At 37.1% G+C, this 21,639-nt stretch carries 27 protein-coding genes and 3 tRNA genes; 16 read left to right on the forward strand and 14 right to left on the reverse strand.

Annotated elements, in window-relative coordinates; genetic code table 11:
- Window positions 1-38: 38 nt before the first annotated feature.
- Together WIW72_RS12725 and WIW72_RS12730 are read left to right on the forward strand one after the other, a co-directional pair.
- Window positions 39-128 (forward strand) — tRNA-Gly (locus WIW72_RS12725).
- Between the two features lie 288 nt (window positions 129-416).
- Window positions 417-506 (forward strand) — tRNA-Phe (locus WIW72_RS12730).
- 264 nt (window positions 507-770) lie between these two features.
- On the opposite strand, the gene WIW72_RS12735 is transcribed toward WIW72_RS12730, so the two are convergent.
- The 6 genes from WIW72_RS12735 to WIW72_RS12760 all read right to left on the reverse strand — a co-directional run bounded on the left by WIW72_RS12735 (window position 771) and on the right by WIW72_RS12760 (window position 5,571).
- Window positions 771-866 (reverse strand) — tRNA-Ser (locus WIW72_RS12735).
- Window positions 867-904: 38 nt separating this feature from the next.
- On the reverse strand, window positions 905-1,477 hold the full coding sequence (locus tag WIW72_RS12740) for a class I SAM-dependent methyltransferase (protein ID WP_337700664.1): 573 nt from the start codon (window positions 1,475-1,477) through the stop codon (window positions 905-907).
- Window positions 1,464-2,207 carry an RNA-guided pseudouridylation complex pseudouridine synthase subunit Cbf5 gene (locus WIW72_RS12745; protein WP_337700662.1) on the reverse strand — a complete coding sequence of 248 codons (744 nt, stop codon included), beginning with the start codon at window positions 2,205-2,207 and terminating at the stop codon, window positions 1,464-1,466. Before WIW72_RS12745 ends, WIW72_RS12740 begins: the two co-directional genes overlap by 14 nt.
- Window positions 2,208-2,250: 43 nt before the next feature.
- Window positions 2,251-2,502 (reverse strand): tRNA pseudouridine synthase A, encoded by a 252-nt coding sequence (locus tag WIW72_RS12750; protein WP_337700660.1) that lies wholly within the window; start codon window positions 2,500-2,502, stop codon window positions 2,251-2,253.
- A gap of 1 nt (window position 2,503) precedes the next feature.
- A complete protein-coding gene (locus tag WIW72_RS12755; RefSeq protein ID WP_337700658.1) occupies window positions 2,504-2,794 on the reverse strand; it encodes a 50S ribosomal protein L14e in 291 nt (96 codons plus the stop codon).
- A gap of 41 nt (window positions 2,795-2,835) precedes the next feature.
- Window positions 2,836-5,571, reverse strand: a complete 2,736-nt coding sequence (locus WIW72_RS12760; protein ID WP_337700656.1) for a DEAD/DEAH box helicase — start codon at window positions 5,569-5,571, stop codon at window positions 2,836-2,838.
- Between the two features lie 40 nt (window positions 5,572-5,611).
- Here WIW72_RS12760 and WIW72_RS12765 point away from each other — a divergent pair, with 40 nt between their 5' ends.
- From WIW72_RS12765 to WIW72_RS12775, 3 genes are read left to right on the forward strand one after another with little or no spacing between them, the layout of a single operon-like run.
- Window positions 5,612-7,324 (forward strand): ATP-binding protein, encoded by a 1,713-nt coding sequence (locus tag WIW72_RS12765; protein WP_337700654.1) that lies wholly within the window; start codon window positions 5,612-5,614, stop codon window positions 7,322-7,324.
- The gene (locus tag WIW72_RS12770) at window positions 7,317-7,658 is read left to right on the forward strand and encodes an RNA polymerase subunit Rpo13 (RefSeq protein ID WP_337700652.1); all 342 of its coding nucleotides are present in this window, start codon (window positions 7,317-7,319) and stop codon (window positions 7,656-7,658) included. Before WIW72_RS12765 ends, WIW72_RS12770 begins: the two co-directional genes overlap by 8 nt.
- Window positions 7,655-8,407, forward strand: a complete 753-nt coding sequence (locus WIW72_RS12775; protein ID WP_337700651.1) for a DNA polymerase sliding clamp — start codon at window positions 7,655-7,657, stop codon at window positions 8,405-8,407. The genes WIW72_RS12770 and WIW72_RS12775 overlap by 4 nt, the downstream gene beginning before the upstream one ends.
- Here the strand turns inward: WIW72_RS12775 and WIW72_RS12780 are convergent.
- Genes WIW72_RS12780 through WIW72_RS12805 form a run of 6 tightly spaced genes read right to left on the reverse strand, consistent with a single transcriptional unit; the run spans window position 8,374 to window position 12,257 of the window.
- Window positions 8,374-9,483, reverse strand: a complete 1,110-nt coding sequence (locus WIW72_RS12780; RefSeq protein ID WP_337700649.1) for an amidohydrolase family protein — start codon at window positions 9,481-9,483, stop codon at window positions 8,374-8,376. The genes WIW72_RS12775 and WIW72_RS12780 overlap by 34 nt on opposite strands.
- A complete protein-coding gene (locus WIW72_RS12785; protein WP_337700647.1) occupies window positions 9,465-10,124 on the reverse strand; it encodes a GTP cyclohydrolase IIa in 660 nt (219 codons plus the stop codon). The genes WIW72_RS12780 and WIW72_RS12785 overlap by 19 nt, the downstream gene beginning before the upstream one ends.
- Window positions 10,121-10,591, reverse strand: coding sequence for a 6,7-dimethyl-8-ribityllumazine synthase (gene ribH / locus WIW72_RS12790; RefSeq protein ID WP_337700645.1), 471 nt, complete (start codon window positions 10,589-10,591; stop codon window positions 10,121-10,123). The genes WIW72_RS12785 and ribH overlap by 4 nt, the downstream gene beginning before the upstream one ends.
- Entirely contained in the window at window positions 10,569-11,042 is a 474-nt protein-coding gene (ribC, locus tag WIW72_RS12795) for a riboflavin synthase (protein ID WP_337700642.1), read from the reverse strand. The genes ribH and ribC overlap by 23 nt, the downstream gene beginning before the upstream one ends.
- Window positions 11,039-11,698: a 3,4-dihydroxy-2-butanone-4-phosphate synthase gene (locus tag WIW72_RS12800; protein WP_337700640.1), complete on the reverse strand. Its 660-nt coding sequence runs from the start codon at window positions 11,696-11,698 to the stop codon at window positions 11,039-11,041. The genes ribC and WIW72_RS12800 overlap by 4 nt, the downstream gene beginning before the upstream one ends.
- 40 nt (window positions 11,699-11,738) lie before the next feature.
- The gene (locus WIW72_RS12805) at window positions 11,739-12,257 is read right to left on the reverse strand and encodes a hypothetical protein (RefSeq protein WP_337700638.1); all 519 of its coding nucleotides are present in this window, start codon (window positions 12,255-12,257) and stop codon (window positions 11,739-11,741) included.
- Between the two features lie 101 nt (window positions 12,258-12,358).
- Between WIW72_RS12805 and WIW72_RS12810 the strand changes: the two genes are divergently transcribed.
- The gene (locus tag WIW72_RS12810) at window positions 12,359-13,126 is read left to right on the forward strand and encodes a DUF2208 domain-containing protein (protein ID WP_337700636.1); all 768 of its coding nucleotides are present in this window, start codon (window positions 12,359-12,361) and stop codon (window positions 13,124-13,126) included.
- Here WIW72_RS12810 and WIW72_RS12815 read toward each other — a convergent pair.
- On the reverse strand, window positions 13,115-14,407 hold the full coding sequence (locus WIW72_RS12815; RefSeq protein WP_337700632.1) for a cobyrinate a,c-diamide synthase: 1,293 nt from the start codon (window positions 14,405-14,407) through the stop codon (window positions 13,115-13,117). The genes WIW72_RS12810 and WIW72_RS12815 overlap by 12 nt on opposite strands.
- A gap of 35 nt (window positions 14,408-14,442) precedes the next feature.
- Between WIW72_RS12815 and pcn the strand changes: the two genes are divergently transcribed.
- Genes pcn through WIW72_RS12835 form a run of 4 tightly spaced genes read left to right on the forward strand, consistent with a single transcriptional unit; the run spans window position 14,443 to window position 17,630 of the window.
- On the forward strand, window positions 14,443-15,183 hold the full coding sequence (pcn, locus tag WIW72_RS12820) for a proliferating cell nuclear antigen (pcna) (protein ID WP_337700630.1): 741 nt from the start codon (window positions 14,443-14,445) through the stop codon (window positions 15,181-15,183).
- Window positions 15,183-16,157 carry a 5-methyltetrahydropteroyltriglutamate--homocysteine methyltransferase gene (locus tag WIW72_RS12825; RefSeq protein WP_337700628.1) on the forward strand — a complete coding sequence of 325 codons (975 nt, stop codon included), beginning with the start codon at window positions 15,183-15,185 and terminating at the stop codon, window positions 16,155-16,157. The genes pcn and WIW72_RS12825 overlap by 1 nt, the downstream gene beginning before the upstream one ends.
- Window positions 16,150-17,166 (forward strand): methionine synthase, encoded by a 1,017-nt coding sequence (locus tag WIW72_RS12830; RefSeq protein WP_337700626.1) that lies wholly within the window; start codon window positions 16,150-16,152, stop codon window positions 17,164-17,166. Before WIW72_RS12825 ends, WIW72_RS12830 begins: the two co-directional genes overlap by 8 nt.
- 5 nt (window positions 17,167-17,171) lie before the next feature.
- A complete protein-coding gene (locus WIW72_RS12835; protein WP_337700624.1) occupies window positions 17,172-17,630 on the forward strand; it encodes a 30S ribosomal protein S15 in 459 nt (152 codons plus the stop codon).
- Here the strand turns inward: WIW72_RS12835 and WIW72_RS12840 are convergent.
- A complete protein-coding gene (locus tag WIW72_RS12840) occupies window positions 17,616-17,969 on the reverse strand; it encodes a CbiX/SirB N-terminal domain-containing protein (protein WP_337700622.1) in 354 nt (117 codons plus the stop codon). The two genes, WIW72_RS12835 and WIW72_RS12840, sit on opposite strands and share 15 nt — an antisense overlap.
- A gap of 63 nt (window positions 17,970-18,032) precedes the next feature.
- Here WIW72_RS12840 and WIW72_RS12845 point away from each other — a divergent pair, with 63 nt between their 5' ends.
- From WIW72_RS12845 to WIW72_RS12870, 6 genes are read left to right on the forward strand one after another with little or no spacing between them, the layout of a single operon-like run.
- The gene (locus WIW72_RS12845) at window positions 18,033-18,674 is read left to right on the forward strand and encodes a 30S ribosomal protein S6e (protein WP_337700620.1); all 642 of its coding nucleotides are present in this window, start codon (window positions 18,033-18,035) and stop codon (window positions 18,672-18,674) included.
- An 8-nt stretch (window positions 18,675-18,682) separates the two neighbouring features.
- Window positions 18,683-19,936, forward strand: coding sequence for a translation initiation factor IF-2 subunit gamma (locus tag WIW72_RS12850; RefSeq protein WP_337700618.1), 1,254 nt, complete (start codon window positions 18,683-18,685; stop codon window positions 19,934-19,936).
- Window positions 19,915-20,334 carry a PIN domain-containing protein gene (locus WIW72_RS12855; RefSeq protein ID WP_337700616.1) on the forward strand — a complete coding sequence of 140 codons (420 nt, stop codon included), beginning with the start codon at window positions 19,915-19,917 and terminating at the stop codon, window positions 20,332-20,334. The genes WIW72_RS12850 and WIW72_RS12855 overlap by 22 nt, the downstream gene beginning before the upstream one ends.
- Before the next feature lie 12 nt (window positions 20,335-20,346).
- Window positions 20,347-20,898 (forward strand): DNA-directed RNA polymerase, encoded by a 552-nt coding sequence (locus tag WIW72_RS12860; RefSeq protein ID WP_337700614.1) that lies wholly within the window; start codon window positions 20,347-20,349, stop codon window positions 20,896-20,898.
- Entirely contained in the window at window positions 20,898-21,098 is a 201-nt protein-coding gene (gene spt4, locus WIW72_RS12865) for a transcription elongation factor subunit Spt4 (RefSeq protein WP_156005208.1), read from the forward strand. The genes WIW72_RS12860 and spt4 overlap by 1 nt, the downstream gene beginning before the upstream one ends.
- An 11-nt stretch (window positions 21,099-21,109) precedes the next feature.
- A complete protein-coding gene (locus tag WIW72_RS12870; protein WP_337721494.1) occupies window positions 21,110-21,607 on the forward strand; it encodes a GTP-dependent dephospho-CoA kinase family protein in 498 nt (165 codons plus the stop codon).
- Window positions 21,608-21,639: the final 32 nt, after the last annotated feature.

A 21,639-nucleotide genomic window follows, 5' to 3' on the forward strand; every position in this document is an offset into this window, starting at 1 on the left:
CATCAACTTTAAAATCCACCTCTTATATAATTAAAATTGCGGCCGTCGTCTAGCCTGGATTAGGACGCTGGCCTTCCAATGAGCTAGAGGAAAGCCAGTAATCCCGGGTTCAAATCCCGGCGGCCGCACTTAATTATAATATATTATTATTACAACTCTTTTCACATCACACATATAGTATATAATTCGGTGCATTTGAGATTTATTAGACCTTTTCTTACCTATTTGAAGCACTAACTAAAGTATTATATTCATCATGTAATACCTAAAATTCATTAAAAATAGTGCTTGTAGGGACCTCTGGAGACTCTGTATCATCGTAACCCCAAACTTGGGGAACTCAACAGAGTGTCGCCCGGTCCCAACAGAAACATTAACCATTAAACCTATAAATTCATTCTTCATAAAATAATAATGCCGCCGTAGCTCAGCCCGGGAGAGCGCCCGGCTGAAGGCCGGATCACGCAGGGACCGGGTTGTCCGGGGTTCAAGTCCCCGCGGCGGCATTACTTGGATATGGATTATCCCTGCATATGCTGCGTAACTTACTTAGAAAATTTTCTGCGAATATTTAGAGCTTCAACAAATTAAAACTTCCATTCTGATAGTTTAATTATAAGGTCTTAATATATTAAGGAAAATAATTATTTATATTATAAAAAACTAAAAGAATACTTGAAAGTAGTTCGAAGTGCTATTTGTTCTTGTTCTATCTAATAGCTAAATGACAGTCTTTGTTAGCAAGTATTGCATTTTTAAGGAGATAATAACGCCGGGGGCGGGATTCGAACCCGCGCACGGTGACCCGTACTGGCTATCCTAGTAAGCTCTCAAGGCCAGCCCCTTAACCGCTCGGGCACCCCGGCAATCATCATATTTTATTTTATTCCTTTAATACTTAACTTCAGTCTTTCCTTACAATTATAATCGAGTATCCCTTAATCCTCTTATAAACCTCAACGTTTTTGAATTTCTGGCTAAATAAATTAATCACGTTTTCTTCACCCTTGTATACTACGAGCTGTATTAGTCCACCTTCGGTAACTCTGTCGTAGCTAGTACTTGCTAGTCTCTCTATGAATGCTTTTCCAGCCTTTAAGGGTGGATTAGAGTAAATTGCATTAAATTTAATCTCTGATGGTATGTTTTCAAATATATCACTTTGGATAACGTGGACTCTGTTTTCAAGTCCGTACCTACTAACGTTTTTTCTGGAATAATAGACGGCTTTCTTATCAACATCAAGCATGTAAACCGTAAGATTAGGGTTTTTTAATGCCAAATAAATTCCTATTGGACCATAACCACAACCTACATCGGCAACTACCCCGCTCTCGGGTATTATTAGGTTCTCTAGCATTACTTTAGTACCTAAGTCTAGTTTATCCTTAGAAAATAGACCATAAGAACTCTCTAAAGACAAGGGTATACCGTTAACTACATCGTTTACAAAAATTATTTCTTTAATCTTTTTCATTCTTTTTCCATCCCTTCGGATAAACGTCTCTTTCCATTAAGACTCTCTTAGGTTTTACTACAATTCCTTTCTTCATATTTTGTATTTCGTTGCTGTTTATGTTACTTTCCCCTATTGCTACAATTTCTCCTTTTAGTGTCATTATGGCCACATTTTCACCTCTCTTAAAGTTCTGAAATGCCACTACACCCGGTGCATTTAATGTAGCACCATAAGTAATGGCATTGACCGCGTCATCATTGATTACCACTTTCGGAATTCCACACACTGCAAATTCCATGGGGAGCAAAACTCTTCTTAGGTCACTCTCATCTTTGCAGTGTTTATACATGTACAATGCCTCTGAGATCTCGTGGAGAGTAACTAAGTTTGAATCCTCGGTGAATATTCCTGATCTCGTTCTTCTTAGTTCTCTCATGTGAGCTCCGCAACCAAGTAATATCCCGATATCATGACATATTTTTCTCATATAAGTACCAGGCTCAGAGGCTATTTTCATGAGTACCAATCTTCCTTCAGTCTCAAGAATGTCTATACTGTATACTCTTCTTTTTCTTGTCCTTCTCTTCACTGAAGATCTTACTGGAGGCCTCTGATATATTTCACCAATGAATTGGTTAACTATCTCTTTGAGCTCATCCATTTCGTAATCGCAGTGTACTTGCATAATGCAGACATATTCTTTACCAGCCTTACTAATAAGGCTCATCAGTTTTGTTGCATTTTCCATTCCTATTGGCAATACTCCCGTTACTTTTGGGTCTCCCCGCACGTTAAACGTGCTCTAGGGTCCCCCCATGGCCTACTTTGTTCAAGTTAAACATTTTCTTAACCCAATATGCAACTTCATGACTTGTAGGACCCGCTGGCTTATCTAAGTTTATTATTGCGTTTCTTATCAGGGCCTCTATAGGTCTTTTGTCGGGATAGAAGCCGTATTTATCATCTGTTTGAGCTTCTCGAAGTATATTCCAACTATTACTGTAATTACAAAAATAATCTATCTTTTCTAAAAATTTATACATATTAAATCACAGGTATCTTAGGTTTTATTGTTTCCTTCATGTAATCCATGAGACCCGCTTCTTGTAGTGCTTTCTTTACGTCTTCATCATTTGCTCCTTTATTTATGTTTATCTTTTTGTCTGTTGGCTCTATATGTAATATATTAACTCTTCTTCTCTTTACTCCATTTACATCTTTAGGTCCAGTTACTAGTACGTAATTCTCGTCAATTATATCAACTATTACACATTTCTTACCGGCTTCCCTTCCTCTGGTCTTAACGCAAATCCTGCCTACCTCTATTATCGACATAAGGATTACCTATGAATCAAAAAATAAGGATGGATTTAAACCTATTGCCAGTATTTTCTATTCTTTAAAAACTTTCTTTCTTCATCAAGTAAAGCTTCGTAAAACTTTTCCTCCCCATATTTGAGCTTATCAAGGGCTTTTCCCAAGTTACTAGCACCTACTCCTCTTGCACACATTCCTATTGCCACATACTTATTATAGATCGAGTACATTGATGCTAAGTTTCTCAGGGCTTCTAGCCTCTTAGCTTCCTTTTTATTGATTTTCTGGTTCTCTCTAATTTTCTTAAGGATTTTTAAGTCGTCGTCATTCTCAATTATCGTTAAGAAGATAGAACCACATTTAGGGCATTTTTGTGGCGCCGAAGAAGAGGTTACTTTCTGATTCCAATTACATAATAAACAAGAAATCCAAACTTCACAGTTGTTAAGTTTACGCTTGAATATCTCTAGCATAGCTCCTTTGTCGTCCGAGTGGGATAAGACCAGAAGCTTGTTCAAGAACTCTTTAGCGAGAGGTGAGAAGCTCGGCACTTGTAAAATTTTCCAGGAAATGTGTTTGAGATCGTTAAAGATTGTTAAGTCGTAATTCTTATATACTAATTCCTTTACAGCTTCTTCCCCAACTACTGTATCTGCGAAAGCCTTAAGGACAGTTTGCATAATTTGTAGGTCTGAGATCTTCTCTCTATCTATCACACCAAACCTCTCGGCTTCTACTAAAAGTTTCCACTTAAATTGAGGACTATCCCTTACAGCCCTCCCGATCAAGTCCTTAAATTCATCAATAGTAATGTTATTTAATATAGAAATAGCTCTTTTAACGTCATTTTCACTTAAGGGGATCACGGATGCTATAGCTATGTGATAAGCATCAGCTCTGTAGTTAGTCTTCACTCCCTTTAGATTAGTTAGTAGCAACGACAGAACCGCACCTAAAGTGTTGTTCCCTCTAGTACCTAAAGCTACGTGGACTACAATTAAGTCATTGTTTATTTCTACCAAGCTTGTACTCCTAGAGGGTAGTGGGTATCCTCTCTTCTTCTGTTCTTCCACAAGTGTTCTTAATCTATCAATCACGTTCTCAGGTAGTTCTAAACCTTCACCATTTTCGAGTTTCTCAAGATATTCGTACACCTTCAAAGCTACTTCCTTTTCTACCGGAATAGACTCCCCGAACCAGTTCGGTAAGACGCCCGATTTTAGAGACGTTTGCTCTACGTATACTCTATTCTCTTCTATCGAAACGATTTTCCATAGTCTTCCCCCTAAGACTATAACGGAATTCTCGTCGAGCGTAGCTACGAACTCGTAATCTAGAGACCCTATTTTTGAGTTGTTAATATGATCTATTACGAGGTAATCTCTTATTGAATCCGGTATCATATTAGTTGTATAGTAATATCTCCATGCCCTATATGAGGGAAGGACGTTTTCTTTATTCCTCTTTATAATTCTAGCCGACTCGAGGATACTGAGGATTTTTTCAAACTCCTCCTCTGTTAAGTCAGAGAATAAGAACGAGGACGTTACTATCTTGAATATTTCCTTTTGGTCTGTTATTCCTTCGAGTACCATACCAGCTATTTCATGAGCTACTACGTCGTAGGGTTTTGGTTCTACTATAGGACTTTCAAGATAACTTTCCCTTAAGCTATCGAGTATGCTTTTACACTCGAGGATATCATAAATATCTCCTGATGGCATTAAGTATCCTCGCGAAATTTTATCTAGAGAGTGGCCGCTTCTCCCTATTCTTTGCACTAATCTTATAACTTGTCTGGGCGACATATACTGGATTACAGCGTTAATTAAACCAATATCTATACCTAATTCAAGGCTTGATGTCGCAACTAAGGCGTCTATTTCTCCTTTTCTGAATCTGTTTTCAGCATCTATTCTAATTTCCTTTGACAGAGAGCCGTGGTGAGTAAGGATCTTTAAATCTGTTAGTTTTGTCAACTCGTTAGCCAAGAACTCCGTAGTTTCTCTTACGTTAGTGAATATCAGAACTGGCTTTTCCTCTTTAATTATTTTCTCTAAGGCTTTTATCCTAGATAAGGTCTCTGGGTTTAGGCCGGTTTTCACTGAGAGGTCTATGATCTCTTGATCGATGCTAGGTATTACTAGGGTAATTTGCATATCTTTTCTCTTATCAATCTTAACTACCTCTACTTCATCACCTAAGAACTTCTTAGCTATGTCTACGTCTCCGATTGTAGCAGATAATCCTATCATCTGCGGTTTTCTTTGGGCAGTAAGGTGTTTCAACCTTTCCAGGACAAGAAGTAATTCATATCCCCTTTTCTCATCCAACATTTCTTGTAATTCGTCTAAGACTATCCAACGTGTGTTCTTTAGTAATTCTCTCATATCTTTATTTATAATCAGGTACATTAAAGTCTCTGGAGTAGTAAGGAGTACGTCTGGAGGATCCTTTATTACGTTCTTTCTTTCCGACTGAGAGGAGTCGCCGTGCCTTACTGCTACTTTAACTCCTAATGCTTCTCCTAATCTTTTTAACCTATTTTCTATGTCTCTGTTTAGAGCCCTAAGAGGTGTAATATAAATTGTTGAAATCCTGGGTGGGGTCTCTTTTAGTATTTTATAATAAATCGGAAATATCGCTGTTTCGGTTTTACCGAATCCAGTTGGGGCTATAACTAATGTGTTTTTTCCTTCTAAAATTTTCGGAATAGCTTTTTCTTGTATAGGGGTAAGACTCTTATATCCTAACTCGTATAACTTCTTGTAAAAACTCTGAGAAACGTTTATCATGAAGCCATAAAATCTTGTGATTTGGTGCTTAAAATAAAATATGCTTAAAAAGCACGCTATTATGACATCTTTGATAGTTCTTGAATTTATACTCATTAAGTATGCAATTCCTAATTTAATTGTAATTCCGTACTATATTTACCCAGCTGTGGAGTCTGCTGAGCTTTTGGTGATTTTCTTCCTTGACGGAATTCTAGTTGAATTTATATTTACTTCTTTAGTTATGGTAATTTTATATTACCCCCTTATCCTCTTTACGTACTCTTTATTTCAACAACAGTCCCTATCCTTTTTCTTTCTTCTTGACTTGCTTACGTTTTCGTCTACCTACTTTATTTCTGCCTTATTCATAGGTTTTATAGGGTGGTTTATTAGAAGAAACATGTCAGATACTTGGTTCGAACAATTATCCCTTTTTGGATACAAGTTCAAGCCTAAAATAGCCCTCATCGGGTTCACATTAGTAATAGCTCTCTATTTTTTTCTTTTTTACGGGAACTTGCCTCTCATAGCTGGTAGTATGTTAAATGTTATAGGTATTTCTCTTTTCGGGGATTACTACGACCTACCTTTAATATTACTCTCATGGTTTGCAACTCCTTATTCTCTAACTCCAAGAGGGGAAATCAGTAAACAAGGTATCTGCCTAGGAAACATCGTAGGAATACTAAGTAAGTCCGGCATAATAGACTCAAGTGTAATAAGGGTTAACAGTAGCAGAAAGTATAAATGGTCAGGTATCAAGGCTAATTATTGTATTGACTTTTCGAAAACTAAGAACTATAATATTATTGTAGTCGGCACCAGTGGTTCTGGTAAGTCCAATTTTGCTAAGCTCTTAGCCTCTAAACTTAGTGTTAATTTCCTCGTATTTGACTTACACGGAGAATACTACCTAAATGAAGTTAAGAGAGTAGACGTTTCTCAGATTTCGGTAAATCCCTTGAGTCTCTTTAATCGAAATCCGAAGGAGAGAGCATTAGAGATCGCATACATGCTTAAGAGTTTATTTAATCTAGGAAATATTCAAGCTATTGAGTTAACTAACTTAATCGTTGAGGCTTACGCCGAAAAAGGTCTAGACCCAGACGACCCTTCTACTTGGTCTCAAAACCCTCCTACTTTTAGGGACGTATTACTACTCCTTGAGCGTCACAAGAAGAACGCTTTGAGTGCACAAGAAATTAACAAATATCAATCTCTAGAGCCATATCTACAGTATTTATCTTCAACAGTTTTTCAGTCTAACAGTATTAACTTCGAGGAGTTACTTAACTCTTCTTATATACTAGACTTTTCTAGTGTTCCTACAAATGAAGTTAAATATATTATAATGGAAACAATTCTTAAATCAATACAAAGTTTAATGTACTCTCGTAAATCGAGTAAGATAGAAAACTTAGTAATAATAGATGAGGCACCTTTTCTACTTAGTAAGGAGTCAGGCAAACAATTGATTGAAAGGCTTTTAGCCGAAGGTAGAAAGTTTGGATTTGGTTTTCTGCTAATATCACAAAGCGTGGATTATTTGAAGGAAGTTATTCCGAATGCTGGTCTATTCTACGCATTTAATATAGTTGAGCCTGGAGAGCTTGAGTATATCAGTAAGTTTTTTGGAGGTTCTGATTTGGATATGTATTACACATTATACGAGACTTTTCCGAAACTGCCTAGAGGGGTATTCGTGACTAGAGATTTATTAGGGAGATTCATATATTTAGTTCAGTTTTACGAGGGTGATGTTCATGTTTGACGAAGACGAGGAGGGTAAGGAGGAAAAAAGTGAGGAAGAGGAGAAGTTAGAAGAAGAAATAGCTCCGAAAGAGGAAGAAGAATCAGAGGAGAAAACAAGTGAAAGTGGTGAGGAAGAAGAATTCGCCTCCATGACAATTCCTGATATAGAGTTGCTGATGAAAAACACCGAGATATGGGATAAGTTATTGGACGACAAAATAAGCCTTGAGGAAGCAAAGAAAATGTTTAATGAACTGAAAAATAGATATTCTGCTAGAGATAAAAAGAAAAGAAAAGTGGCAAAAAAGTCTAAAAAAGTTAAAGCCAAAAAAACATCTGAGGAAGAAGAATGATCAAAGTTGTTTATTCTAATGCTAAAGATTTTTATTCACTATTAGCAGGGTTGAACGAAATAGCTGATGAAGTAGTTTTAAATTTCATAGAGGATTCGATTTATTCTTCTTATTTAACGGACGATAAGTCCTTAATGGGAGTCCTCGTTATATCTAAGGAATACTTAGAGGATTACTCAATCGATAAGCCAGTCGGTGTAAAAATCAACTTAAATGAGGTAAAGAAGATTCTAGGTAAAGCTAAGAGCAAGACTACCTCAGTAATGATAGATGAAACTGACGCTGGATTAAAAATAACTTTAAGAGACGAAAAAAGTGGACTTAGAAGCAATATTTATGTCAAGGGCGAGAAAGTAGAAACACAACGCTTAACTGAACCTAAAGTCTCACTTCCGGTCTCCTTTTCGTTAGACGGATCAATCCTGAAGAAGATATTGTCTGATGCCAGTATTGTAACAGAGGAAGAAATTCAAATAAGTACCACTGACGATAACGGGATTGAGTTCTCTGCAGAAGAAAGTGGTAAATCTTATAAAGCTAAGCTACGCCAAGATAAACCCCTAAAGTCTGTAACTATAGAGGCAGAGAGTAGATCATTCTATAAGATAGAAGTACTAAAGACAGCTTTTAAGGCATTAGCATTCTCGGAGGACGTTACCGTAAGCTTCGGAACTAATGTGCCGTTAAGGGGAGAAGCTACTACTGAATCTGGAGGTCATTTGAGGTTTTGGATAGCACCAAGACTATGAGAAACTAGATTAGAACCTCTTTTAACGATAGCAGAATAAATATTGTGAGCCCAACTTAATTCATCCTTTTTTAGAAGGACTACCAAAAACGTTTTACCTTCTTCTACCCCGTAGTTTAGATTAAATATTCCGTAAGCAGTTGTTGTCGCTCCTTTCAGAATTTCCTTCGAAAAATCCGTAAAGGGTCTTTGAACTCTCGATAAGAGATACGCTAACTCAAGGTCTTTCCATAAATTATAATCTATCCATGCACCATTATCTGTACCGAAAAGTAACTTTACATCTTTTTCTATTGCATCAGCTATCCTAGGTATACCAGCTGAGAACCATAGGTTGCTTCTAGGACAAACTACTAAGGGAATATCCGAAATCAACTCGAAGTCAGGCTCATTTAAATTAGTCCCGTGAATCAGGAGAGTCGGCTTATAATAACTTAGTAAGTACTCGAGGTCATCCCTTAAGTAATGTCTCTTAGTCTCGGAAACATGAGCACCTCTAATCTTATCTGAAAATACAGTGCTGATTTTAGCTAATTCGTCTTTACTATTACTATTCACAGAAGGTAACCCGTAGCCATGAGATATGCTGTGTAGTTTAATTAATTCTTCCTCTGAAAAAACGTCAAGTCTTCCTAGAAGTATATGGTTAACTTCCGCCACAATTTTGTCCGCTTCTAGAGCTATTTTTATTCCTTCAATACCCTCCTCTCTAAAATCTACTATTGTAAATATTCCTAGACTCTTGGAATATTTCAAAAATTGTGCAATTCTCTCGACTATTTTACCTCGATACTTCTTAAAATACTCATATTTTACACTTTTTGGATCGCCTACAAGTTCCTTCAGGCTTTTTGTTATTTCTACTTCGGGAAATGTGAAATCCGCTGTGTGCGCATGAGCGTTAACTAGAGGAGGGATAGCAACATAACCTCTTAAGTCCTTTCCCTTATAGTCGTAGCCCTTCCCTATATGAGTTATTCTTCCAGTATTTTCGTCAAACTCTATGTTTATTTTCTCAACATAATCTAGTTCTTCTCCGAGTAAAGCTCCTCCGAGGTTTATCCTATTATTTTCCATTTTTCTTCCCTGAATTTTCTAATCTCGTCCAATGCCTCAGTAGCGTTTCTTAAAGCATCTCTAGCTTTTGAACCGATACCTATCCCTACTTTAACATCATTTAACTCCTTAACTACCTTTATGTGTGCTTCAACAGTGTCCTCAGAGCAGAACAGCCCCAAGTTATCACCACCGAAATATTGGTCTATACAACCTAGCCTTTTTCCTACCGCTTTTATGTAGTCCATCAAAAAATCTATTTTTTCCATCGATTGTTGTATATTAAGTTTAGTAATTCCATCAATGTCGTAATGTGCAACGAGTATTCTTTCATCAGGTACCTTGTCTAAATCGATTTCTTCACAAGAAAACACTGAAAGGATAGGCTTTTGATGATAACCTTTACATAGTTTAATAGAAGTCGGAGAATGAGTATCTATTTCTTCTATTACTTTTACTATATCTTTTTCCTTTACTCCATCGGCTAATATAACGTGAATATCATAACGAAATGGGATAACGTAACTTCCAATTTCGGCTAATTTGTTGTAGAGTAAGTAAGAAAAGTAGTGTTGGAAAGCTTGAATTTTCCATTCTCTGTCGACTCCTAAACTTTCAGTCCACTGCTTATAACCCTCCATTATGAGCTTTACTGTTTTCACTCAATTACCACCGTCGCATCCCCACTTAACTGTAACTCCTTCAATTTTCTTGCCCTTTTAACTAGCTTTATTGCAGACTCCACAGCCCTAGTTGAGTACTCCTCAATTCTTTCTACAGCTTGTTCATGTGTGACTCCATGTCCAATAATTCCTAACGTTACAGGTTTGCCGAATTCTACTGAAAGATCCATTAATTTTCTGGCAGTCTGTGTTGCTACTATTTCGTCATGCTTAGTTTCTCCTTTAATTACAGCACCTAAAGTCACTACTGCGTCTATTTCGTCTCTCTTTAGTAATTCCTTGACTATCATGGGCATGTCGTAACTCCCGGGGACTTTCACTACTACTCTAACTGTAGCTCCTAAGAAGTTGGCGTGGGATATTGCCCTTTGTAGCATTAAGTACGTGATATCGTAGTTAAATTCAGCTACGACTATAGCTAAATTAATCTTCGAGTTCTCTTGCATGTGTATACCCCTGCCTAAGACCTTTACCAGCATACTTAGTTAAAGCTGATCCTCCTTCTTTGACTAACTTAACAAGGTTTAGAGCGTGTTTTGATGCCCTGTCTTTCGCGATCTCAACGAGTTTTTCCTCATCTTCAGATTCGTCTTCATGAACAGTTACGTCAATTACGTGTTTAGAAGTTAATATCTGAACCATGATCAGTCCAATACTTGTAGCCAGATAGCTGTACTTATCTAACATAGTCTTTCCTACCCACCCTAAAGTAATAACACCGTCACATCCTTGATCTAATAACTTCTTTGCACCGACAGGCAAGTCTTTTATACCGGGGACTGTATACCTTACAATCTCAGCTTCTGGGTCCTCTTTCCTTATCACGCTTATGGCTATTTTTCCCATGTCTACTCTAGAAAAGGTCGTATCTACAACTCCGTATTTACGTGAGGTCATCTAATCACCTCTAACACAATTTCCTTACCCTCTATGAAAAGGAATCCGTTATTCTTAGCATAGAGTATAGCTTTCTCTTTAGAGAGGCTCTTACCATCTCCCAGCATTTCAGCTATAACACCACTTCTTTCTAATCCTATATACTCTAGTAGAGATGTACTCAATTCCGTATGACCCTTTCTGTTCTTTAATCCTCTTGAAATTAAAATTGGGACATGACCCGGTGCATAAAACTCTGTGTAGAATTTATTCCTAGCCTCATCCTCCCTTATCTTTATCATGCTAACTGTCTTATGTAACTCGGATATTGTTTTAGCCCGGTCCTCATCGTTTATTCCGGTTCGGGTAGAGATGTGGTTAACCCATAATGCGAAGGCAGGTTCGTCTCCGTAAGGAGGTTTCTTATACAATGGAGGGTACTTCTCTTTCACTATTTCCGTCATAAAAGTTATGCCTAACTTTTTAGCCTCATTATCACCAGTTACGTAGCAGATGAGTCCTCCTGCATCTTTTCTTAATAAGTTTATACTTTTCCATGTCACCGCACCTGCATAAAACACCATGTCAACTTCTTCTTCTCTTCCGTCAAAATCATAAATTAAAATCGGTAGTCCAGATTCTAAGTTTCTCTTGATTTCTTCCTTAGGGGGTAACATTGCAAGATAACATACTTTTATAAATATTTAAGTGTATTTACTAATTTCTTTTTTTAAATCTTAGAGTTACAAATACAATTATTCCTAGAATAGAAATAATTAAGAATAAGACTGTAGTTGATTGAATAAAAGGATGGTTATTATTTGAAGTTATTGAAGAAGAAAGAGTTGAGAAAAAAGTTTCTGACAAGTTATATACTTCTTGTACTAGCGATACTACTATAGTAGCATTTTGAGAAGAATCATACAAATTTATTGTAAAATATGAGTTGTTATAAAAATACATCAGCAAATAGCTGGATGGAATGATAATTTCTGTACAGTTGATTGTTTGAGAAACTACATAATGTAGGGTGCTAGGCAACCTCAGTTTTAAGGCTGAGGCATTATCCGTTACATTAAACGTTAACTGAAATCCGTTAAAATTGTACGTTATGTTTAACTGAGAGTTAACGTAATCCTGAATAACGCTTATCTTTATTTCTAACGACGGTAGGGATATTGTAGAGCTAGTGGAACTCTGGAACCCCGAAAAGACCGTTACTTTATTCACTGACAATAGGATTAATGTAATAAATAGCGCACTAATTACTAAACGTTGTGTAAGAGACATGTTACAACAGATATTTATTACCCCACATTAATAGAGTATGATTAAGTATGTCTGGTTATCCTCAAGGATATCCCAATCCCTACAACTGGAAGATGATACTGATATCGCAAGGGCTAATGATTTTAATGTCTTTTGTTCTATCTCTTTATCCTCAATACTTCTTGCCTGTTTATGTCCTTTATATTGTCGTGATAATGGGGATATCCAGCGTTATGATGGCTAAAAGTAACCCTATGTTAGCGGAGAGAAAATATATGGGTGAGATATACAAGTCAAATACATTGTTTGAAGAGAAGAATGCCGGAAGTCTCATACAGAAGGATATGGAGTATGTTCAGAAAATGCAACAACTTGCCGTAGCTAACTTTAAGTCGTTCGGTATAATGATTTTGTACATAATAATAATATTTCTATTTTATGACTATGTATTATTAAAAATTGTAGATAGTGTAGCACAATACGAGAAATTAGCAATTTACTTAATCTACTTTGAAGCTCTGTATCTTTTCAACATGTTCGTCTATCGTAGACTGATAAAAATCCAGATGATGGACGCTATGGCTCCCTCAAGTTATAAAGTAACAGAGAAAGGAATATTATCCACAGATAAAAGCGGCGTATTCTTACATTCGAGGCATTTGGTCAACGCTGAAATAATAGAGAACAGGGAGAAGAAATATGTAGAGATAGATTCTAAAACTTCAAAGCTTCCATACAAAATAAGACTTTACACAAATGATATAGATAGACTCTTGGAAGTTCTTAATAGAGTTAAAAGAATGGAGTTAAAGAGACAACAGACTTCAAATTCGTGAAAAGTATAAGTGAGAATACAATCCTATAGTGTTTTCATATAATACACCATCTTTTCCCTCCCATATACCTTTTCCGATCTTATTTCTGAACGCAAACTGAACATCAGTTCCTACTTGAGTTGGCTTAGAGACGTGAAACTCATGTCCTTTGATTGTGGAAGATGATAGATAATTAATCCTAATCGGCTCTAACTCAGTATAACCTATAGTCAGCCTATCCTTAGTCTTTATCGATATATCGAATACGTTAACCATACGATACGACCTTCCTTGAGCATCGATCAACTCTTTAGAAAGATACATGAGTCCTCCACATTCACCTAGTATTTTAACACCTCGCTCAGAGTTTCTCTTTATCCATTCTTTTGTCAAAGCAGAATTCTCTAACTCTTCTAGATGTAACTCGGGATAACCGCCTCCGATATATATAAAGTCTGGAGTTTCTGTAGGTCTGTCGTTATTTAGAGGGCTAAAGAACTCGAGCTTATATTTTTTCCTTAAGAAGTCTAGGTTAGCTTCATAGTAAAAGTTGAACGCGGAATCCAGTGCAATATAGGCGATTCCCTCGTGTTTAGATTGATCCTCAATAGTCACTTCATTATCTATCGGCTTTGTATCTTGTGAAATTTCTACCAGTCTATCTAAATCTACGTTTTCTTCTACAAGTCTGGAGGCGTAGCTAATCACTTCTTCAGCTTTGTTGAAGTCTTCGGTTGTGTATAGACCTAAATGCCTTGATGGAATTGTAAGTTGTTTATCGAAGTTTATATAGCCGAGAACCTCGATGTCTTCTGGAACTGATCTTTTACAATAATTAAAGTGAGTAGTTGAACCTACTTGGTTAAATATTACTCCTTTTACATTAGCGTTTCCATACTCTTTCAGTCCTTTTATTATAGCACCTGCCGTGCTAGCTAGGCTACTACAATTTATTACCAGAACTATGGGCGTATGGGTTATTTTGGACAGCTCGTAAGTGCTGTATCTAGTATCAACTCCATCATATAGACCCATCACTCCTTCAATTATACCAAGATTGTAACCCTTGCTGTATTTTGCTAGTGTCTGCTTTACTCCATCCTCTCCCATGAGCCAAATGTCTAGATTGATTGCTGGAGAACCGGTAGCTATTTTTAAGTACTTAGGGTCTATGAAATCCGGTCCAGCTTTAAAAGCCCTCACTTTAAACTTTTTGGATAGTGCTCTGGCTATCCCAGAAGTTATTAGCGTCTTACCTGAGTTACTTCTGTCTGAAGAAATGATTATACGGGGTAGGATCACGCAAAAAATAAGAGCTAAATAACTTAATTTATTTTATGCATGTATATTACGATGATGCACGAGACATAAAGGCTATTATACAAACTCTCACTAAGTTGGTTGATGAAGCTCTTTTCGAAATCAAACCAGAAGGTATAAAATTGACTGCTGTAGATAGGGCAAAAATATCTTTAATTAATATTGATTTACCTGCAGAAATGTTTAAAGAATATGAAGTTCAGGAAGAATACAAATTCGGATTTAACACTCAGTATATGTCGAAACTGATGAAAGCTGTGAAAGGAAAACAAGCAATTTCATTAGATGCAGATAACGAGGAGGTAGTAAAGTTGACTATTATAGGTGCTATAAATCGTGATTTCAATATAAGGAATATTCAAGTTTTACCCCCTGAAATACCAGAAGCCAATTTTGAGTTCGATGTAAAAGCTTCAATTTCCTCGAAAGGTCTGAAAACCGCTATCAGTGAGGTTTCACAAGTTAGTAAAGACAGTGTAACGATATATGCAACTGAAGAAAAGGTAGTAATCAGAGGAGGTGAAGAGAGTAAAGTAGAAAGTGAGTTTACAAAGGAGACCGGTGCTTTGGCTGACATAGAGTTTACTAAAGAGGCAACAGCTACTTATGACATTAATTACATTGACAACGTTTTACAGCTAACTAAATTGTCAGACTATACTAAGCTAGCCTTTTCGGATCAGAAACCTTTGCAAATGGAATTCAGCATGGAAGGAGGGGGGAAAGTTACTTATTTGCTTGCTCCTAAACTATCTTGATGGAGATCTATACAGCACTGGTGGGTAGCTATCCTAGATCTATAAAGATAGCCAAGATAATAACTAGATATAGAAACGGTAATGTCGAAGAGTCTAAAGTAATAGAAGAAATAGATAAATTTCAGAAAGATTTCTTCGGACTAATGGAGGAATATAAAGTAGACTATGTAACAGATGGAATGGTAGAATGGGACGATATAGTAGACTTAACCTACTCTTTTCTCAAGGGTGTTGAAAAGGGAGCGTTAGATAGATTTTTCGATAACAACTTCTACTATCGCCATATTGTAATTAAGTCTAAATTGGAGTACAGAGAATCTAATGATTACGTTAAGTACATGGAATTAGCAAAGAAGAATGTAATGAAAAGTCTGAAATTAAAGGCTGTTATATTAGGGCCGCTGTCATTTACGTATATGTCCAAGAACGTGCACTATAAAGGCAAGACAGAAGATTTAATGATGGATTACTCCTACGTAGTAAACTCTTTACTTAAGGATACGGAGAAATACTATGACGCCGTGGAAATACATGAGCCTTATTTCTTTCAAGATAGAGTTAGAAAGCAAAGATTAGAGAACTTAAAGGAGTACTATAAGACAATGTTTAACGGAATAAATAAAGAAAAACACATTATCACATATTTCAACATAAAGTTCGACGTCATTGACGACTATTTTAAGTTACCAGTAGATGTTTACGGCTTTGATGTAACAGAGGATAACAAACCCATGATTGGAATGCTATACAATATCAGCAAAGATAGGCAAGTGTATTTCGGTGTTTTGGACTCAAGAAACACTAAGTTAGATAAGATCTCTACAATAAAGAGGATTGCAAATAATGCTAAAGAGAAGGGTATAACTAAATTAATCTTGGGGAATTCTACCTTCAACGATTTAATACCTGAGCTCATAGTAAAGAGAAAGTTTAAAATATTACAGAGGGCGAAGGAGATGATACTAAATGGATGAGCTCCCTATTTTACCAACTACGGTAATCGGTAGTTATCCAAGGCCCAAATGGTTAAGAGAAGCTATAAGACTATATCATCAAGGTAAACTTAACGAGCAAGATATGAAGGAAGCGTTTAATGATGCTGTGATAGCAGTGCTCAGAGACCATCAAAAAGCAGGAATAGATGTTCCTACAGATGGTGAGATGAGAAGAGACGAAATGGTAGAGTTCTTTGCAGAGAGACTAGGCGGTTTTAGGTTTTACGGCTTCGTTAGGGTATGGGGTGATCATTACTATAGGAAACCATCTGTAGTAGGTAAGATAACGTATAAAGAGCCTATGTTACTCGAAGAAGCCCTATTTGCTAAGGAAGCCAGTTACACTCCTTATCTGAAAGTAACGATTACCGGTCCTTATACAATAGCCGAGTGGTCTTACAATGAATACTACAAGAGTAAGAGAGATCTGGCATTCGATCTGGCAAAAGTGCTTAACACTGAAATGAAAAAGCTAGTGGAGGCTGGAATAAAGGTCATCCAGGTTGATGAACCTGCTATCCACACTAGGAAGGATGAAGTAGAATGGGCAGTAGAAGCTGTAAATGAGTCTATTAAGGGAATTGGTGTTAAGGTCGTTATGCACGTGTGTTACGGTGAATATTCGTATCTAGAGCCTTATTTGGACAGATTAAAAGTTGACCAAATTAACCTAGCTCTGAAAAACTACAATTATGAACCAGTGAAACTTTTCGAGAAATGGGATGGTGAAATAGGAGTAGGAGTAATAGACGTTCATAACAGAAGGGTGGAGTCGCCTGAGGAAGTAGCTAATGATTTAAGAATGTTATTGGAACACTTTAAGCCAGAGAGAGTGTGGGTGAACCCCGACTGCGGACTGAAGCTTTTGCCTAGGTCTATAGCTTTTCAAAAGATGGATAACATGGTGAAGGGTACATTAATAGTGAGAGAAGAACTTAAAAGAAAGGGTTATACTACTACTAATCTGAAACCATTGTTTAACAGGTGAATGACGTGAATAAGAAACGAGCTCATGGTCAAAGTCACTCTACTAGACCCGTCAGGACTGGAGCTCCTAAATGGGTTAGGTTCACTAGGGAAGAAGTGGAGTTACTTATAGAAGAACTAGCTAAGAAAGGATATCCTCCAAGTATGATAGGGCTCATATTGAGAGACCAATACGGAGTACCACTAGTTAGGCAAATAGCTGGTAAAAAAGTAGTTCAGATATTAGAGGAGAAAGGTTTAGCACCTAAGATTCCAGAAGATTTATACAATTTAATAAAGAAGGCTGTTAACATAAGAAGACACTTGTTTGAGCATCCTAAGGATAAGAAAGCCAAGAGAGGGTTAGAGGAGACTGAGTCTAAGATAAGAAGATTAGTAAGGTACTACGTAGAGGTAGGTAAGTTACCTCAAGGATGGAGATACGAGCCTGAGAAAGCAGAACTTCTCGTTTCAGGAGCTCAATGATTTTTCCACTCTTTCTTTGAGAATTTCTGCAACCCTATGGTCTACTCCTATTGGCTCAGCGACTATTATTTTAACTTTATTTGACACTGATTGAAGCTGTTTAGGAATATCCCTCTTAAAGTGCGTTCCCGCAGCAAAAAGCAGTGGGACTACAACTATACTATCTACACCTTTTTCAATAAGCTTCTTAGCTGCGTCGGTGATACTAGGTTCGTTAAACTCGATGAACCCGTACTCGACTACTGAAAAATACTTTCTAAGTAAGTCAGCATACTTTATTGCAACTTCTTTCCACTCACTAACTTTACTTCCGTGTAAAACTAGTAATACGCCAATCATAGGTCAAATTATTAACTTCGATTTTATATACTTGTGTTTTGATTTAGCTTAAAGGGATAAAGAGTGCCTGACTTCAAGATTGTCATATCTGACCCGCAAACAAAAGAGCCTAACACAGCTAAGGTTAAAGTTAAAGTATCTGATGCAGTTCAGGTTAATCAGGGAGAGAAGGACGGAAAAGCAATACCCTCGGCCAAACTGAATGAGAAGACTAAACAAGATCTCGGTTTAGACCAGTTCGTGACAGTCGAGATAGAAAAGCAGGAGGGAGATAAAAAGTTAAAAATAAAGGGTCACTTTAAGGTCGAGGTAGATAACTCCGTCCCCCAAAATGAGATATGGATTTCCCAGCAGATGGGAGAGAGATTCGGTGCTAATGAGTTTGAAGCAATAGCTTACAGAACTAAAGCCTTCCAGGTCTCAGTAGATCAATCAAAAGTCCCCAGTTTAATAGGGGCAAAAATAGGGGATGTCGTTGACGTAAACATATCCGGAGTACCCCTGAAACTTAAGATAACCGGTGGGTCAGATAACTCAGGCTTCCCGATGAGATTTGACGTTCAAGGTGGTGCTAAAAGGAGGCTGTTACTGAGCTCCCCTCCCGGTTTCTATCCTACTGAAGACGGTATGAGAAAGAAGAAGACCGTTCGCGGAAATATGATCACTGCTGAAATAGTTCAGATTAATACTATATTAGTTAGGTGAAAAAACTTTTGCCTTGGCCACAAGTTCAGCCAGAGGTAAACATAGGTGTAGTAGGTCACGTTGACCACGGTAAGACTACTTTAGTTCAAGCTATTACTGGAATATGGACTTCAAAACACTCAGAGGAATTAAAAAGAGGAATGACAATCAAGTTAGGTTACGCTGAAACGAATATAGGATTTTGTGAGAGTTGTAAAGTCCCAGAGGCGTATGTTACTGAGCCCTCATGTGCACATTGTGGTAGTACTGAAGAGCCTAAGTTTCTGAGAAAAGTTTCTTTCATTGACGCTCCAGGTCACGAAGTCCTAATGGCTACTATGTTATCTGGAGCGGCTCTGATGGATGGTGCTATTTTAGTTGTAGCTGCAAACGAACCTTTTCCTCAGCCTCAAACTAGAGAACATTTTTTTGCGCTAGGTATTATAAATATTAAAAACCTAATTATTGTTCAAAACAAGGTCGATGTAGTACCTAAGGAGGAGGCTATAAAACAATACAAGCAAATCAGGGAGTTCCTTAAGGGGACATGGGCGGAAGGTGCACCAATAATACCTGTTAGTGCTCTTCACAAAATAAATATTGATGCATTAATTGAAAGTATACAAAAATACATACCTACACCAGAGAGGGACTTATCTAAACCTCCTATAATGTTAGTAATAAGGAGTTTCGATGTTAATAAGCCTGGAACATCTTATAATGAGTTAAAAGGAGGTGTATTAGGAGGCAGTATAATACAAGGTAAATTAGAGGTAGGAGACGAGATAAAAGTATTACCAGGTGTTAGAATAGAGAAGTCTGGCGGTAAAGTAGAGTATCAGCCCTTGTATTCAAGAATAACTTCCATTAGGTTCTCAGACCTTGAAGTAAAGGAGGCAAAACCAGGTGGATTGATGGCAATAGGTACTGAATTAGATCCCTCTTATGTTAAAGCCGATAGCTTAGTTGGAAGCGTTGTAGTGAAAGCCAATCATAATGTACCCGTACTTTTTGACATGGTCATTGAAGACTATCAGCTTTTAGAACGGGTAGTAGGTAGTAAAGAACTGATAAAAGTAGATAATTTAAAACCGAAGGAAACGATCATGATCACTATAGGTTCTTCAACTACACTTGGTGTAATTAAGTCCATAAAATCGAATAGGATAGAAGTTGAGCTTAAGAGACCTATTGTGGCGTGGGATAAAGGTCTTAGAGCTGTGATAAGTAGGCAGATAGGAGGAAGATGGAGATTAGTGGGATGGGGTCTAATCAATTTCTGAAGATTCTCGTAGATACAAATATTCTGTTATATGTTTACGATAGGTTTGACCCATTTGAAAGAGTTGTTCGGTTTTTAGATTATAAACCGGCTTTTTATCTAACTAAATCTGTCTTAAAAGAGTTAAGAAAATTAGCCGAAGTAGGCGGTCCTTTAATGCAAATGAAAGTTCAAGTTGCGTTAAAGTATCTAGACGCGTATAGAAATTATTGGAGTGAGCTAGATGAGGAGGACAATAATATTGACGTGGATACTCACTTGCTAAAGGTAAGCAAGAAATATGATATGGCGATATTTACGAACGATTTATCTTTAAGACGAAGAGCGTTAAAAATGGGTATAAAAGTTTTATACCTTAGGCAGAAGAGTAAAAATATAAGTCTTAGTTTTATTATCTAGTCTGATACCTCTATGTTTAAACTCATTAAGGCCAAGGGTATCGTTAGAATACCTCCAGACTACTTCGGTCAGCCTATCGATGATGTCGCGTTACAAATTCTGAGACAAGAATACCAAGAAAAAGTATTAAAGGATATTGGACTTGTACTTGGCGTGTTTGATGCTAAAGCAAACGAGGAAGGATATATAATCTTCGGAGACGGCGCAACTTACCATGAGGTAGAGTTTAATATGTTAGTTTATGCACCAATGATGCATGAAATAGTTGAAGGTGAGGTGAATCAAGTAGATAACTATGGTATATACGTCAATATAGGTCCGGTTGACGGTCTAGTTCATATATCACAAATAACTGACGATAACCTGAAATTTGATCAAAATAGAGGTATTCTTATAGGAGAGAGGTCTAAGAAGGTCATTCAGAAGGGAGATAGAGTGAGAGCACGGATAATTAGTATATCAGTAGGAGGTTCTAGAATGCCAAGGATAGCTCTAACAATGAAGCAACCATTCTTAGGTAAATTAGAGTGGATAAACCAAGAACTCTCAAAGGCGAGTAAGTGATGCCAGAAAAGAAGATATTCAAGGCTTGTAAAAATTGTAGAGCATTAGTACCCTTGGAGACAGCTACATGCCCTATCTGTAACTCAACGTCTTTCAGTGAGGATTGGAGCGGGATGGTTATTATAATAAGCCAAGATTCTGAAGTAGCAAAGGTCTTTGGGGCATCGACACCGTGGAGATACGCGATTACAGTCAAGTAGATTATTGTTTTATTTTACCTCAAGAACTAAGAAACCAATTGGCAAAACCGTACGGTATTCTTTTCACAAACAATGCCGAACTTCTCCACTTTCTTAAATCTAGGAGAAACTCGAGAATAATAACAGTTGGTGATGTTGTAACTAAGACTGTATTAGACCTTAACTTAACTCCTTTTCTGTCATTAGTAGACGGAAAAACTAGGCGTAAGTTTAATATTGAAAAGAGGACAGTCATGGAAAGGGTAAAAAACGAAGCCGGGCTGATAAGGTTATCAGCAATTTCGAAAATTAAAGAACTGCTTGAGATTGACTCGGGTACTAGTAAGGTCGTGTATGTGGAGGGTGAAGAGGATTTATTAGTAATTCCAATAGTAATTTACGGAAAAGACGGAGATATTATACTTTATGGTCAACCGTATGCAGGAGCCGTTGTCCTAATAATAGACGATCTAATAAGAAGAAGAGTAATGGAAATCTTCACCAAGTTTAGGATAGTTAAGTGTGAATAAAAACATCCGACCTGCGCGGGCTCATCATTTGT

The sequence above is a fragment of the Stygiolobus sp. CP859M genome, from assembly GCF_037389975.1.
GTDB lineage: Archaea > Thermoproteota > Thermoprotei_A > Sulfolobales > Sulfolobaceae > Stygiolobus.

Coding starts and splice junctions, on each gene's coding strand:
- WIW72_RS12740 (WP_337700664.1), bottom strand. CDS start 1,477: ATGAAAAAGATTAAAGAAATAATTTTTGTAAACGATGTAGTTAACGGT.
- WIW72_RS12745 (WP_337700662.1), bottom strand. CDS start 2,207: ATGGAAAATGCAACAAAACTGATGAGCCTTATTAGTAAGGCTGGTAAA.
- WIW72_RS12750 (WP_337700660.1), bottom strand. CDS start 2,502: ATGTATAAATTTTTAGAAAAGATAGATTATTTTTGTAATTACAGTAAT.
- WIW72_RS12755 (WP_337700658.1), bottom strand. CDS start 2,794: ATGTCGATAATAGAGGTAGGCAGGATTTGCGTTAAGACCAGAGGAAGG.
- WIW72_RS12760 (WP_337700656.1), bottom strand. CDS start 5,571: ATGATAAACGTTTCTCAGAGTTTTTACAAGAAGTTATACGAGTTAGGA.
- WIW72_RS12765 (WP_337700654.1), top strand. CDS start 5,612: ATGCTTAAAAAGCACGCTATTATGACATCTTTGATAGTTCTTGAATTT.
- WIW72_RS12770 (WP_337700652.1), top strand. CDS start 7,317: ATGTTTGACGAAGACGAGGAGGGTAAGGAGGAAAAAAGTGAGGAAGAG.
- WIW72_RS12775 (WP_337700651.1), top strand. CDS start 7,655: ATGATCAAAGTTGTTTATTCTAATGCTAAAGATTTTTATTCACTATTA.
- WIW72_RS12780 (WP_337700649.1), bottom strand. CDS start 9,483: ATGGAAAATAATAGGATAAACCTCGGAGGAGCTTTACTCGGAGAAGAA.
- ribH (WP_337700645.1), bottom strand. CDS start 10,591: ATGCAAGAGAACTCGAAGATTAATTTAGCTATAGTCGTAGCTGAATTT.
- ribC (WP_337700642.1), bottom strand. CDS start 11,042: ATGACCTCACGTAAATACGGAGTTGTAGATACGACCTTTTCTAGAGTA.
- WIW72_RS12800 (WP_337700640.1), bottom strand. CDS start 11,698: ATGTTACCCCCTAAGGAAGAAATCAAGAGAAACTTAGAATCTGGACTA.
- WIW72_RS12810 (WP_337700636.1), top strand. CDS start 12,359: ATGTCTGGTTATCCTCAAGGATATCCCAATCCCTACAACTGGAAGATG.
- pcn (WP_337700630.1), top strand. CDS start 14,443: ATGCATGTATATTACGATGATGCACGAGACATAAAGGCTATTATACAA.
- WIW72_RS12825 (WP_337700628.1), top strand. CDS start 15,183: ATGGAGATCTATACAGCACTGGTGGGTAGCTATCCTAGATCTATAAAG.
- WIW72_RS12830 (WP_337700626.1), top strand. CDS start 16,150: ATGGATGAGCTCCCTATTTTACCAACTACGGTAATCGGTAGTTATCCA.
- WIW72_RS12840 (WP_337700622.1), bottom strand. CDS start 17,969: ATGATTGGCGTATTACTAGTTTTACACGGAAGTAAAGTTAGTGAGTGG.
- WIW72_RS12855 (WP_337700616.1), top strand. CDS start 19,915: ATGGGGTCTAATCAATTTCTGAAGATTCTCGTAGATACAAATATTCTG.
- WIW72_RS12860 (WP_337700614.1), top strand. CDS start 20,347: ATGTTTAAACTCATTAAGGCCAAGGGTATCGTTAGAATACCTCCAGAC.
- spt4 (WP_156005208.1), top strand. CDS start 20,898: ATGCCAGAAAAGAAGATATTCAAGGCTTGTAAAAATTGTAGAGCATTA.